Source organism: Enterococcus viikkiensis (genome assembly GCF_005405345.1).
Classification (GTDB): domain Bacteria; phylum Bacillota; class Bacilli; order Lactobacillales; family Enterococcaceae; genus Enterococcus_A; species Enterococcus_A viikkiensis.
Genome location: NZ_BJDW01000003.1, coordinates 118001 through 131456, shown reverse-complemented (window position 1 = coordinate 131456; position 13456 = coordinate 118001). Strand labels below are relative to the sequence as shown.

At 42.2% G+C, this 13456-nt stretch carries 15 protein-coding genes; 11 read left to right on the top strand and 4 right to left on the bottom strand.

Features of this window, described 5'->3' with window-relative positions; genetic code table 11:
- Positions 1-180: 180 nt before the first annotated feature.
- From FFM67_RS03090 to FFM67_RS03080, 3 genes are all read left to right on the top strand, one after another.
- Positions 181-1524, top strand: coding sequence for an FAD-binding oxidoreductase (locus FFM67_RS03090; RefSeq protein ID WP_137613169.1), 1344 nt, complete (start codon positions 181-183; stop codon positions 1522-1524).
- A gap of 215 nt (positions 1525-1739) precedes the next feature.
- Complete coding sequence (locus FFM67_RS03085) at positions 1740-2936, top strand: quaternary amine ABC transporter ATP-binding protein (protein WP_137613168.1); 1197 nt, start codon at positions 1740-1742, stop codon at positions 2934-2936.
- On the top strand, positions 2929-4653 hold the full coding sequence (locus FFM67_RS03080; protein ID WP_137613167.1) for an ABC transporter permease/substrate binding protein: 1725 nt from the start codon (positions 2929-2931) through the stop codon (positions 4651-4653). Before FFM67_RS03085 ends, FFM67_RS03080 begins: the two co-directional genes overlap by 8 nt.
- A gap of 53 nt (positions 4654-4706) precedes the next feature.
- On the opposite strand, the gene proC is transcribed toward FFM67_RS03080, so the two are convergent.
- A complete protein-coding gene (proC, locus tag FFM67_RS03075) occupies positions 4707-5519 on the bottom strand; it encodes a pyrroline-5-carboxylate reductase (protein ID WP_137613166.1) in 813 nt (270 codons plus the stop codon).
- A gap of 144 nt (positions 5520-5663) precedes the next feature.
- Between proC and FFM67_RS03070 the strand changes: the two genes are divergently transcribed.
- The 4 genes from FFM67_RS03070 to FFM67_RS03055 all read left to right on the top strand — a co-directional run bounded on the left by FFM67_RS03070 (position 5664) and on the right by FFM67_RS03055 (position 8418).
- The gene (locus tag FFM67_RS03070) at positions 5664-6623 is read left to right on the top strand and encodes a helix-turn-helix domain-containing protein (RefSeq protein ID WP_137613165.1); all 960 of its coding nucleotides are present in this window, start codon (positions 5664-5666) and stop codon (positions 6621-6623) included.
- Positions 6616-6927, top strand: a complete 312-nt coding sequence (locus tag FFM67_RS03065; protein ID WP_137613164.1) for a hypothetical protein — start codon at positions 6616-6618, stop codon at positions 6925-6927. The genes FFM67_RS03070 and FFM67_RS03065 overlap by 8 nt, the downstream gene beginning before the upstream one ends.
- 59 nt (positions 6928-6986) lie before the next feature.
- On the top strand, positions 6987-7334 hold the full coding sequence (locus tag FFM67_RS03060; protein WP_137613163.1) for an iron chaperone: 348 nt from the start codon (positions 6987-6989) through the stop codon (positions 7332-7334).
- A gap of 193 nt (positions 7335-7527) precedes the next feature.
- Positions 7528-8418: a sulfite exporter TauE/SafE family protein gene (locus FFM67_RS03055; protein ID WP_137613162.1), complete on the top strand. Its 891-nt coding sequence runs from the start codon at positions 7528-7530 to the stop codon at positions 8416-8418.
- A 53-nt stretch (positions 8419-8471) separates the two neighbouring features.
- Here the strand turns inward: FFM67_RS03055 and FFM67_RS12365 are convergent, their stop codons facing one another.
- Positions 8472-9104: a hypothetical protein gene (locus tag FFM67_RS12365; RefSeq protein WP_246042898.1), complete on the bottom strand. Its 633-nt coding sequence runs from the start codon at positions 9102-9104 to the stop codon at positions 8472-8474.
- Positions 9105-9426: 322 nt separating this feature from the next.
- Between FFM67_RS12365 and FFM67_RS03045 the strand changes: the two genes are divergently transcribed.
- Together FFM67_RS03045 and FFM67_RS03040 are read left to right on the top strand one after the other, a co-directional pair.
- Positions 9427-9846, top strand: a complete 420-nt coding sequence (locus tag FFM67_RS03045; RefSeq protein ID WP_137613161.1) for a MarR family winged helix-turn-helix transcriptional regulator — start codon at positions 9427-9429, stop codon at positions 9844-9846.
- A gap of 79 nt (positions 9847-9925) precedes the next feature.
- The gene (locus tag FFM67_RS03040; protein ID WP_137613160.1) at positions 9926-11299 is read left to right on the top strand and encodes an MATE family efflux transporter; all 1374 of its coding nucleotides are present in this window, start codon (positions 9926-9928) and stop codon (positions 11297-11299) included.
- A gap of 72 nt (positions 11300-11371) precedes the next feature.
- On the opposite strand, the gene FFM67_RS03035 is transcribed toward FFM67_RS03040, so the two are convergent.
- Positions 11372-11659, bottom strand: coding sequence for a hypothetical protein (locus tag FFM67_RS03035; protein ID WP_137613159.1), 288 nt, complete (start codon positions 11657-11659; stop codon positions 11372-11374).
- Positions 11660-11873: 214 nt separating this feature from the next.
- Here FFM67_RS03035 and FFM67_RS03030 point away from each other — a divergent pair, with 214 nt between their 5' ends.
- Positions 11874-12713, top strand: coding sequence for an aldo/keto reductase (locus FFM67_RS03030; protein ID WP_137613158.1), 840 nt, complete (start codon positions 11874-11876; stop codon positions 12711-12713).
- 217 nt (positions 12714-12930) lie between these two features.
- Positions 12931-13167, top strand: coding sequence for a hypothetical protein (locus tag FFM67_RS03025; protein WP_246042896.1), 237 nt, complete (start codon positions 12931-12933; stop codon positions 13165-13167).
- Positions 13168-13219: 52 nt separating this feature from the next.
- On the opposite strand, the gene FFM67_RS03020 is transcribed toward FFM67_RS03025, so the two are convergent.
- Positions 13220-13435 carry a zinc ribbon domain-containing protein gene (locus tag FFM67_RS03020; RefSeq protein ID WP_137613156.1) on the bottom strand — a complete coding sequence of 72 codons (216 nt, stop codon included), beginning with the start codon at positions 13433-13435 and terminating at the stop codon, positions 13220-13222.
- Between the last annotated feature and the right edge of the window lie 21 nt (positions 13436-13456).

Here is a 13456-nt window from a genome sequence, read left to right as displayed (position 1 = left end):
TTCTTGAAGCTCCCCGCCTTTGCTTCAGCTTCGGGGAGCTTTTTTTGCTTTAAAGACAAAAGATTAAGAAATGATAACGCTTTCTTTATTACGAAAGTTATTTTTTTACTATTGGCTCTCTCCATGAGACACTTTAATAACCCCTAAGAACTTTTTGAATTTACGAACGGAGGATTTACTATGGAGAAAAAGTTGCCAGAATTACCGCAGTCACTGAAGGATGTTGCCGTTTTCCCAGAAGACTCGCGCTATGATGAGGTTCGTTCAAATGATTATAAAGTAGGTCAGCCAAAAATTGTCATTTTAGCAGAGACCGAAGAACAAGTCCGGGACGCAATCAGCTATGCAACTCGGATCAAGCAAGAGGCAGACTTTCCCTTTTCTGTCCGTTGCGGAGGGCATGGATTGTCTGCGACTTCCGTAAACGATCAAGGAATGATCCTAGATTTATCCCACATGAATCAGATTCAGGTGATCGATAAAGAAAAAGGCATTGTTAAAATCCAAGCCGGCGCGCTCTGGTCAGACGTAGCGACAAAATTGCTAGCGGATCAATTAGTGATTTCAAGCGGTGACCATGGTGATACGGGTGTTGGTGGCTTGGGGGTATCCGGTGGAATGGGTATTATTCTACGTTCCTTTGGCTTGACGATTGATCGGGTTATTGGTGCGACACTAATCTCAGCGGACGGTGAACGACATGAGCTTGATGACCTGAATGAACCGGAACTTTTTTGGGGCATTCGCGGAGGCGGGGGACAATTTGGTGTAGTAACGGAATTTCTGTTTCAAGCGGACAAAGTGACTACGACAGATTCGGAACTTTCGATCCCTATGATCGTCCAAACCATCAACTATACAATTACAGATCTCTATGGCTTTACGCAAGCTTGGCATACATGGTTCAAACATTCCTCAAATAAATTGACGAGTATCCTATTGCTAAACAAAGCTGCCGATCAAACGATCACGGTACAGACGAGAAACTTTTGGTACGGCGAAGAGACTCCTGAAGCAAGAGCGGTGCTGGATGAGGCCCTTCATTTAGGCAATGTTTCCGCTAAAACCGAAGTAACGATGAACTACGCCGATTTCTTTCCCGATGAACACGCCCGCATCGATGGAAAAAATACGTCTTTTGGAAAAAATACGTTGGTAACAGATATTCCGCAAGCGATAGCGGCCGAAATGGAAAAACTGCTGGAGCCGCCTTTTGTCTATGGTGTGGAATTACGGGCGCTCGGTGGAGCAATGAATGATAAAGCCGCTGATTTCAACGCATGGTCTTTTAGGGAAGCAGAGATTATGATTGCCTATTGGGTCAATCAAGCGCATGCGGATGAAGCGCTGCGGCTTTTCCAACCAATCCAAGAATTTGGTCAAGGAATATACGGTGCCTATTCAAGCGATACGAGTACGGCAGAAAATCTTCGCGTTTGGTCCAACCAAACCGCGGCCAGATTAAAAAAATTGAAACAAGTCTACGATCCAATGCATTTCTTTACTCAAAATCGAGAGGTCTAGCGGATCTAGGTGACAAAAAATTCTAAGCAGAAATGCTTAGTTTTTTTTGCGTTAAATTTGTTTTCCTGAAAACTTTCTGCATCATTTTTGACAAAAGTGACCACACCATGTTAGTGTTGTATGGTCACTTTTTTTCAGTGAAAGCATTGTTTAATGCAGAGGATAGTTGGTTTCGCGAACGAGGTTCGTAAAACTTTTAATAAGGAGGATACATTTTGAGTAAAGTTAAGGTTGAACATTTGACGAAAATCTTTGGTAAGAAGCAACAACAAGCCCTTTCGATGATTCAAGAAAATCGTAGTAAGAACGAGATTGTCGAGCAAACGGGTGCGACAGTTGGTGTGTATGACGCCAGTTTTGAAGTCAACGAAGGAGAAATATTTGTTATTATGGGTCTTTCCGGTAGTGGAAAATCCACGATGATTCGATTGTTAAATCGGTTGATCGATCCAACTTCTGGTGAGATTTATATTGATGGTGAGAATATTGCCCAAATGGATAAAGAAGCACTGCGGGAAGTGCGCCGCCATAAAATTAATATGGTCTTTCAAAACTTTGGGCTGTTCCCACATCGAACGATTTTAGAAAATACGGAATACGGACTTGAAGTCCGGGGTGTACCGAAAGCGGAACGCCAAGCCAAGGCGGAGCAAGCTTTAGATAACTCCGGGTTGCTGACCTTTAAGGATCAATACCCTGATCAATTATCCGGTGGGATGCAGCAGCGAGTCGGTTTAGCGCGGGCATTAGCCAATGATCCAGAAATCTTATTGATGGATGAAGCTTTCTCAGCATTGGACCCATTGATTCGTCGTGAGATGCAAGATGAGTTATTGGATTTGCAATCAAATGTACAAAAAACGATTATCTTCATTACCCATGACTTGAATGAAGCCTTGCGGATCGGTGATCGGATTGCCTTGATGAAAGACGGACAAATCATGCAGATCGGAACGGGGGAAGAAATTCTGACCCATCCAGCCAATCAGTATGTCCGCGACTTCGTGGAAGATGTGGATCGTTCAAAAGTCTTGACTGCGCAAAATATTATGGTACCGGCATTGACGACCAATATCGAAGTCGATGGTCCAAATGTGGCCTTGAACCGAATGCGGAAAGAAGAAGTCAGCATGCTGTTAGCGGTTGACCGCAAGCGTAAATTAAAAGGCAGCCTGACGGCGGATAAAGCCTTAGAAGCTCGGAAAAATAATCTAACCTTAAAAGAAGTCATTGATAAAAATGTTCGCCGCATTCCTAAAGACATGCTGGTGACCGATATTTTTAATCTGATTTTTGATTCGCCAGCTCCGTTAGCTGTTGTGGAAGGCGACCGCTTAGTCGGCGTCGTGATTCGCGGCAGTGTCTTAGAAGCGTTGGCAAATACAGAAGAAGAGGTGACGACGAATGTTTAGTTTTTTACAACAAGCTTTACCCGTTGCAGATTGGGTTGAAAATGTCACAGATTGGTTAACGAGTACTTTCGCAGGACTATTTTCAGCGCTGCAACAAGCCGGACAATTTTTGATGGATGGTATGACGGGAATCTTAACAATGATTCCGCCACTCTTATTTATTTTAGTTTTGACAGTTGCTGCATTTTTCATCTCCAATAAAAAATGGGGATTAACCAGCTTTACCTTGATCGGACTATTATTTATTTATAATCAAGGTTTATGGACGGATTTAATGAGTACCGTCACGCTCGTGCTTTTATCTAGTTTGCTTTCGATCATCATCGGGGTGCCGTTAGGAATCTTGATGGCGAAAAACGAGACGGCGAAAAAGATCATTACACCGATTTTGGATTTCATGCAGACGATGCCTGGCTTTGTTTATTTGATCCCAGCTGTTGCCTTCTTTGGAATCGGCATGGTGCCAGGGGTCTTTGCGTCAGTGATTTTTGCCTTGCCGCCAACGGTCCGCTTTACGAATTTAGGGATTCGTCAAATTCCAAAAGAGTTAGTCGAAGCTTCTGATTCATTCGGTGGAACTGCAAAACAAAAATTATTCAAATTAGAATTGCCGTTAGCGAAAAGCACTATTTTAGCCGGGATCAATCAAACAACGATGTTGGCTTTATCAATGGTCGTCATCGCCTCAATGATCGGTGCTCCCGGTCTCGGACGAGGGGTTCTATCAGCCTTACAACGAGCACAAGTCGGAAATGGGTTCGTCAATGGGTTAGCACTAGTTATTTTAGCGATTATCATTGACCGCTTTACCCAAAATATCAATAAACCCAAACAACAAGCCGCTGAAAAAATGCCGAAGAGCAAGAAGAAAAAGTGGGGCATCGCAGCCGGTGTGGTCGCAGCTGTTGTGTTATTGGCGTCATTTGGTTTTGGCGGAGCATCTGAGAAAACCAAAGGTACGATCAATCTTTCTTATGTAGAGTGGGATACCGAAGTCGCTTCAACCCACGTTGTAGGAGAAGTATTAAAAGAGATGGGGTATAAAGTCAATACCACCCCATTAGATAATGCGATTATGTGGGAATCTGTTGCCAAAGGTGAATCGGATGCAATGGTTGCGGCTTGGCTACCGAATACGCACAAATCACAATATGCCCAATATAAAGATCAAGTCGATGATTTAGGCGTCAACTTGAAAGGTGCCAAAGTTGGGATCGTCGTACCGGATTATATGGATGTGAATTCCATCGCAGATCTATCCGACCAAGCCGATAAAACCATCACCGGGATTGAACCTGGTGCGGGTGTCGTCAATGCGGCAGAAAATACATTGAAGGCTTATCCAAACTTAGCGGATTGGAAGGTTTCAACCTCTTCTTCTGGCGCAATGACCGTAGCTCTAGGCCAAGCCATTAAAAACAAAGAACCCATCGTGATCACTGGCTGGTCGCCCCACTGGATGTTTGCAAAATATGGGTTGAAATATTTGGAAGATCCTAAAAATGCGATGGGCTCAGCCGAGTCGATCCACACGATGGCTCGCCAAGGTCTAAAAAAAGACCAACCCGAAGCTTACAAAGTATTAGACAACTTCCACTGGACCCAAAAAGATATGGAAAGTGTCATGTTAGCAATCAACGAAGGCAAAGATCCCTCGCAAGCAGCGAAGGACTGGATCAAGGATCATCAAAAAGAAGTTGATGCGTGGAAAGAATAGTAGAATTGGAAAAATCGTTGGTCAATTAAGACCAACGATTTTTTTGTGACTAATTAGTTCTTCCCTAACTCCTCGTCTTTTCGAATCGTCGCATCGATTCCCTTAATAACGGTTGAGATAAAGGCATTGTCTTCCAATTCCACGATCCCCGCGACTGTCGTTCCGCCTGGTGAGCTGACCCGATCGATTAAAGTCCACGGATTTTCTTGACTAGCGGCTAAGGTTTGGGCACTGCCGAGAATGGCTTGGGTGGCCATTTCTAGAGCGAGATCCTTTGGCAAACCATTCTTCACAGCGGCCCGAGCGATTGAATCGATAAATAAGAAGGTATAGGCTGGCGAGCTGCCGGCGATCGCAGTAAAGATGGAAAAATATTTTTCTTCTAAAGGCCAAGCTTTCCCCACAGCATTGAAGAGATCAATGATTTGGTTAACATCTTCCTCAGTTGCAGCGCTGTTTCGGCAGATGGCGGCTGCTCCTTCACCAACCATTGCGTTCATATTCGGCATGACCCGGACAATTCGGATCGGCTGATCGGTTTCGAAAACCGTATATAATGCCTCCGTACTGGTTCCCGCTGCGATAGAGACGATCAGTGGATCATTGGCAATGATCGCTTCTTTGGCGTCTAGCAAGACCCCTTTAATGACATTCGGTTTGACTGCTAGGATCAAGGTGTCGACAGTTTGAATAACGGTTTGCGGGTCTTTCAGCGCATGAGCACCGATTTTTCCCGCAAAGGCTTGGACTTTCTCCGAATCGATATCATATAAATAAATGTCTTCTGGCTTACTGAAGCCTTTTTGTACGATTCCCTCCACGATTGCCGTGGCCATATTGCCGGCACCGATAAAACCAATTTTCATACTAAATCCTCCTTAGAAGTGTTTGAATCAAATGTAATGAAACGCTAAAAATGCTACAATCAATAAAGAAATTATATGCTGAGAAACAGTTGTTTAAAATAGTGTAGATAAAGAAAAAAGTGTTCGATTCTAAGGCGGTGGAAAATGAAGGTAACGGAGCAGCAATACGATCAGTTTTATCAGTTTTTGGAAACATTGGATTGCTATCTGGTTGATGATAAAGAGATGAAAGCGGAGGTTCAGCAATTTGTGGAAAATCCCAAGCGTGAGATTGCGGCTTTTGTAACGCGCAAGAGCGAACAGCAGATTGAAGTTTCTTCGGATTTTATTCGGGTGTTGTATGTGCTGGAAGGGGCAGTCGTGGTGGAACTCGATGCGTCTGCAAGACCGCTTGGTAGGGGTGGATTAATCCTAACGAATGGGGCTACGGGACTTTCTTTTCAAGGAGACCGGAATGCGGAAGTCATTACTTTTTATTTTAAGGCAAGCTACTTCACCGAGTCATTATTAGGTCAATTTTTTGAAGAACCGTTGTTGTATCGCTTTTTTATCGAAGCAATAAGTACAGAATTCCTAGGCGTTAGCCGTTATTTGGTGTATGATTTTGCGACATTAACGGATGTTCATTTTTATGCGTTGCTGTTGTTAAAACAAGTGGTCAAGATGGCGTATTTCAATAACAAGGTAACGAAGGCAGCGTTTGTATTGCTGATTGTGGAGATCAGTCAAGCCGAGATGGGACATCTTGTCGCCAGAGACAGCTTCGTGTCCAGTGGCCAATTAATGGAAGAAATTTTAGCCTATATCGATGCTCGCTTGGAGCAGGTGACACTAGAAGAGGTCGCTCAGAAATTTCATTTTCACCCGAATTATTTGTCGAGCTTGTTGAAGGAAAAAACTGGGCAGGCCTTCACGGAGATCGTGTTGCTGCGTCGCATCCAGCGCTGCAAGCGCTACTTAGAGCAAACGGATCTGACCGTTCAAACCATTGTCGAACGCTTAGGCTATAAAGATAAGGCCTTTTTCTATAAACGTTTCAAGCAAATCGAAGGGCTTACCCCACGCCAATATCGAAAAATTCAGGAGGAAAAAACCAATGTATGAAGATATTTTTGCCGACGTCCAACTAACCGTCGTAGAACAGCCAATCGAGTGGGTGGGCAATTTACCCCTTTATCGCGGCCATCTGAAAGAACTGCCGTTTATTACCGGCGAAGGCTCTTCAAAAAAAGCGATGTACCGTCAATTAGCAGAGCAATATCAAGAATATGTCGCGCTAAATCAAGTAGAGGAAGAAAAGGACGAAGAAATGACGTCTTCTTTATTAACAGCAGACCAATTATTGAAATATTATGATGGCGAGACCTTTGATGGCTTTTCTTTAGGAGAGAGCTTGAAAGAAGAATAGAGCAGTTTTGTATCCCTTTTCAGTCTTATCCGCTAGACTAAAAGAAAGGACGTGAAGCGATGACATCAATCGAAGAATATATCAATGAGGCTGAAAAAGATCAGCAGCCCAAGCTAAAAGAAATGTATCAAGTAATTAAAGAAACGGTTCCACCCGAGACGAAAGAGAAAATTTCGTACCAGATGCCAACCTTTTATTTAAAAGAAAACTTGGTTCATTTCGGGGCAATGAAAAAGCATATCGGTTTTTATCCGACGCCTAGCGCTATGAGAGCTTTTGAAAAACAATTAAAGGACTACAAAACCTCTAAGGGAGCCGTTCAGTTTCCTTATGACCAAGAGTTGCCAATTGATTTGATTAAAGCAATGGTACGTTTTCGCTTGCAAGAAGTGATGGAAGATCAATAAATGAAAAGCTGTAGAGTGACTCGCAAACCAGTGTGGGTCATTTTTTTGTGTGAAGCTTAGCACTTTTTGCAAAATTTATTTGATGAATATCATCAAATTGTTAGTTAATTTCAGTCAAAAAGTATGTGAATTGTTGTACCATCTTTACAGGTAAAAGAGCTTTCATTCAATTAATTATTCAAAGGAGAGAATTATGGTACAGATTTTATTGGGACTTTTAGCAGTCCTCTTGGTTTATTATCTTTTTTATTTTATTCGCGATTTGGTTGCGGAGCGAAAAAATTTAGGCGGCGGGAATTGGCTCGTTGCTGGGTTGATCGGCTTGGTGACGGATGCGATGGATACGCTGGGAATCGGGAGTTTTGCACCAACGACGATGCTGTTAGAAACGACGAAGCAATTAGACAACGATCGTCAGTTACCGGGGACATTGAATGTTTCCCACACGGTGCCGGTCATTATTGAAGCGTTTATTTTTATTACGGTGGTAAAAGTAGCACCGTTGACTCTATTTTCGTTAGTCATTTCCGCAATTGTTGGTTCTTACATTGGTTCGAAAACGGTCAGCAAGCTACCTGAGAAAAAAGTCCAATTTTACATGGGGATTGCGTTGATCGTCACCGCCGCATTAATGGCGCTAAAACAATTAGGATTATTGGATCTATTAGGAACAGGCAATCATTTAACCGGTTTGACGGGTTCAAAATTAATCATTGGGATTATCGGTAATTTTATTTTGGGGGCTCTGATGACGATTGGTGTAGGGCTTTACGCACCGTGTATGGCCTTGGTTTATATGCTTGGCTTAAGTCCGTTAGTGGCTTTTCCCATCATGATGGCTTCCTGTGCAGGCTTAATGCCAGTTGCCGGTACAAACTTTATTAAATCGGGAGATTATGCTCGTAAAGTTAGTTTGGGAATTACAATCGGTGGGGTTATCGGGGTAATCATTGCAACGCGCTTTGTCACTGGGTTGAACATGAACGTTTTGACATGGGTTGTTATCGTAGTCGTACTTTATTCCGGCTTTACTTATATTCGTAAAGGAATGCAGGCCTTTGCGGGCAATTTAAAGAAGAACTAAAACAATGAATAAAGCCACTGAAAAGTTTACTTTTCAGTGGCTTTATTTTTTAATTAAAAACACTTCGCACAGGCGGTTAATCCACGACCTTGAGCTTCTTCTAGTGTGGCGGGGCTGTAGGTGCCATTGCCGCATTGGTGAGTGTGATATTTGCTGTCTGTCGGTGTGACATAAACGGTCTGACCTTGAGCCGGTTGGGCGGCTTGCTGAACCTGAGCTTCTTGTTGGGCACGAGTTTCAGCTTCTGCCTGTGCTTGAGCAGCCGCTTCTTGTGCGACTCGTTGTTCTTCTGCCTTACGTGCCGCCTCCGCTTCTTCTGCAACACGTTTTTCCTCGGCCTGTTTGGCAGCCTCCGCTTTTTCAGCTGCTTGTTTCTCGGCGGCAGCTTGAGCTTCTTGTTCTTTTCGTTGCTGGTCTTCTTCGGCTTTTTTCGTGTTGGCCAAATCCCTTTGTTTTTGCTCTTGCTCGGCGTTCTGTGTCTTTTCCTCCGCAGCTTTTTCTTTTTCAAAAGAATTCACAGTCTTCTCTAAAGATGAGACGGTCGCCTTTAAGTCTTGATTGTTTTTTTCAAGTGAGCTGATTGTTTGCGATTGACTTGTAGTTGTTTCATTAGTGGCATTGTCACCACAACCGACAAAAATCAAGCCTAATGCAAGAACAAGTCCTAACTTAATAATTTTTTTCATAGCCATTCCTCCAATCCGATTTTTTGTAATAGTAAACAAAAATAACAATTAGACAACTTAAAAAGTTTTTTGTAATTAAATTATACTATAATTGAGTTTTTATCAAAAATAAAAAATATTTTTTAGAATAATAAAACATAATTAAATATATTTATTTCTAAAAATAAGCTTGTATTCTACTTGAAACCGGAAAAAATTAGAATGCGTAAATAAAGTTAGAAATCTAATTTTTAGAAAACGAATCTTTTCCATTGACTTTTGTTTTGCCAGCGTGTATATTATTTTCTAACAGTTAGGTGTCTAACAGTTAGGAGGGGTTCTTTTGGATAGAATGGTTGTTTCCAATCTACTGCGCTCGATCATGCATAAATCTCGTGAATCGATGAAAGATCGCACGGAATCGTTAGGTGTCAGTCCGCAACAAGCACGAATGATTGCGTATATCGCACAAAACGAAGACAAAGGCTTGATCCAAAAAGATTTGGCTGAAGTCTTTCAACGACGAGGCGCCAGTATCACTAGTATGTTGCAAGGGTTAGAAAAAAAAGGGTACATCGAACGCCGGATTCCAGCCGATAATGAGCGGCAAAAAAATATTTATGTTTTGCCTAAAGGAAAAGCGATCATTAATGAAACCAATGAGGCGTTTTATGCAGCTGAAAAAGAGCTGATCAAAGCATTAGACTCGGAAGAAGTGCAAGAGTTAACCGAGTTACTTAGAAAAATCGATCACAGTTTTTAATGAACAAGCAGTATAGAACTGCTTGTACCTAAATAGTTAGAATTCTAACTATTATAAATAAATAGAAGAAGGTAGTATCATGAAGGAATTTGAAGTCAATGCATCGAATAGTTATTATTTAAAAGAAAGTCCCATTCGCAAAGCCATCGCCCATTTATCGATCCCGATGATGGTAGGGATCTCAGCCACAACGATCTACAATTTAATCAACGCGTATTTTATTGGTCGGGTCCATGATACGAATATGATGTCGGCGATTACTTTAGCGATGCCGATTACGATCATTTTGATGGCCGTCGGCAATATGTTTGGTGTCGGCGGTGGCAGTTTTATTACGCGGCTATTAGGTAGCGGGGATACTCAGAAAGGGAAGAAAGTCGCCGGCTATTCTTTTTACACAAGCATTATTCTTGGGTTGATTATCGGAGCAGTCGCTATTTTATTTATGACGCCGTTTGTTCACTTACTTGGCGCGGACGGACAAACACTGCTCTACACAAAACAATATTCAACGATTTTATTTGCTGGCGGATTCGCCTTTATTTTGAACTTTGCCTTGGAGCAAATAGTTCGTTCAGAAGACGCATCGAAGGAATCGATGTACGGAATGTTTATTAGTGTGGCTGTTAGTATTGTGCTAGATGCACTATTGATCTTGGTTTTTAATCTGCATGTGATCGGTGCCGGGATCTCAACGGTTATTGCCAATCTAGCTTCCACCGCTTATTATGTTTGGTTTTTAGAAAATAGAAGTGAATTCTTGAAAGGCTTCTTGAGGCATTTTAAACTTTCTCTCAGTGACCAATTAGAAGTCTATAAAATCGGTGTTTCAGAGCTATTTAAATCAGCGTTTATGATTGTGACGACCTTGTTGTTGAACAATTTTTCAGTAGAATATGGCGAGAATGTGGTTGCTAGCTTTGGGATTGCTGTACGGATTGCACAATTACCCGAATTTTTAACGATGGGCTTATTTTTGGGTGCGATGCCTTTGTTTGCGTATAGTTTCTCTGCCCACAATACCAAGCGTCTAAAAGAAGCATTGAAGGAAGTTTCTTTATGGATCGGCGGTATTTCAATTATTTTTGCGCTCGTTGTTTATTTATTCCGAGTGCCCGTATTACGTTTATTCACTAGTGACCCTCGCGTGGTACAAGTCGGACTAACGATTTTAGCAGCACAATTAGTTTCTTCCGTCTTTAACGGATTCTCTGGTTTATTTACCGGAATCTTCCAATCCTCAGGTTTTGGCGCCCAAACGGGCATCATGTCTACGATCCAAGGAACCTTTTTCATTCCAGTCGTTCTTTTGTTGCACCATTTTTATGGTTTGACCGGCTTGATTTGGTCCATGACTATTACCGAAGGGATCGCCTTTGTCGCTGGTGTGATCATGATGATTCCTTATTTGAATAAATTAAATAAAAACGAATTACCGGCGATGCAAGCATAACTAACGGTTGAATAAAAAAGAACGCGCTAGTAAAGGAAAAAAATCCTTTAGTAGCGCGTTCGCTTAAACAAATTAGTCTGTCTCGTCTTTTTTCTCTGACCAATGCAAGGCGAGATAGTATCCAGTAATTCCCATACCTAGCAAAAAGCAGACTGCATCAAAGCTATTAACGACTGGCTTAAAGAGCGTAAATAAAATAATCGCTACTAACCAATTCGTGATCGCCCACAAAACATTCGTTGGAGCGGATGCGAATGTTTTCCAAGGAACAGGCCATTTTTCTGCGGTAATCCCTTTGACAAAATGGGGGATGCCGTTTGCGAAGATCATTCCTAGAACGATACCAATAATTGAATCCATCATCATCTTCTCCTCTCATTGCTATTCAATTGTAGTATACTTCTTTCTCGCTTTTTTTTCTGCCGATCTAAGAAAAAGTTGCTCACGCTGAGCAGAGAATTTAACAAGGCCAAGAATTTGGTGGTAAGGTGGAATGGTGATGAAAAGATACACGTAAACATGAGTGTTTTTTTAGCTTGTTAAAGGATAAATAAAAATTAGGAGGAATTTGCTGATGACTGCACCATTGATACCATTGAATGACGGACATTTTTTACCGGCTGTTGGACTGGGAACCTATCAGATCCGAGGAGGTCAAGGGGTGGATCAAGTGTTGACAGCGATCCAGGACGGCTATCGCTTGTTAGACACGTCCACGAATTATGACAGTGAAGGAATTGTGGGAGAAGCGATTCGCCGTTCAGGTCTTCCTCGTTCGGAATTTTTTGTAACGACGAAGCTGCCGGGAAAATACCACCATTATGAGGATGCCTTAATGATGATTCAAGAATCCTTGTTTCGGATGGGCTTAACGTATGTTGATCTGTACTTGATCCATTGGCCATTACCTAAGCGGGGGTTGTATACCGAAGCATGGCAGGCATTGGTTGATGCGCAAAAGTTAGGATTGATTCGCTCGATCGGTGTTTCCAATTTTGAGCCAGAGCATTTGGATACAATTATCGAAGCAACGGGTGTGACCCCAGCGGTCAATCAAATCGAGATCCATCCTTACTGGGTCCAAGAACGAATGGTTGCTGAAAATAAAAAACGCGGCATTCTAACAGAAGCTTGGAGTCCGTTAGGCCGCGGCAATGACGTGCTAACGAAATCGGTGATTCAAGAACTCGCAGAAAAATACCACAAGACACCAGCGCAAATCGTTTTACGCTGGCATCATCAACGTGGAATCGTGCCGATTCCAAAATCTCGTAACTTGCAGCACCAACGGGAGAATTTAACGATTTTTGATTTTGAATTGTCACAAACAGAGCTTGAAAGAATCAATTTATTAGAAAAAGCCGACGGTCGAATTGACGATCAAGACCCAAATGAATACGAAGAATTCGATTAAAAAATGTAGCTAAGAACCTTCATAGGTTTTTAGCTTTTTTTGATTCAGTCAAAGCCTATTTATCGCGAGAGACAGCCTTTTGTGTAAAAGCGTTCTCATTTATGGCATACTAAAAGCATGAAGAACTGGTAAGGGAGGACTAGATGAAAAACTAGCAGCGCTTGTTGGTGTGTTAGTAGCCGTTTTACTCTTTTTTTGGTTTGATCAGAAGGACCAAGTGGCGGTTGAACCGATGACGGAGTTTTCGCAAACTGAGCCAGAGGAGCGGAGGGAGGAGTTTTTCACGAATCGTGATCTCAATGAGTTGGAGGCCGTGGTTTATCCAGAATACAAAGCGTCGATGGAGGATTTAAGCGGCGAAGGTGATGTAGTTAGAAAATCAACCCAAAAAGCCTCCGTAGGAGCAAAGGCCAACGAAGAGGATCGCTCTTGGATGGGGTATTTTGAAAAGTAACATTTAATAAAAAAAGGGACAGACTTCGTTCAACGAGTTTGCCCCTTCTTTTTTAGCTTCCCCCCATTAGGAAGTCTAGAATATTCCAACCATCTGATGTTGCCCCGCGGTAGAGTTCAGTGTAGCCACATTGTTTACAGCTAATCGTCGTGAATTTTTTATTTTGTACATCGAAGATCTTTGCGAAATTTCCCCCTGTTGCTTGGAATTGGTCGGATGTATACTGCTGGCATCCACATTTATCACAAACATATTGTTTTCTTTCCATCTTTCATTCTCCTTATCTTGC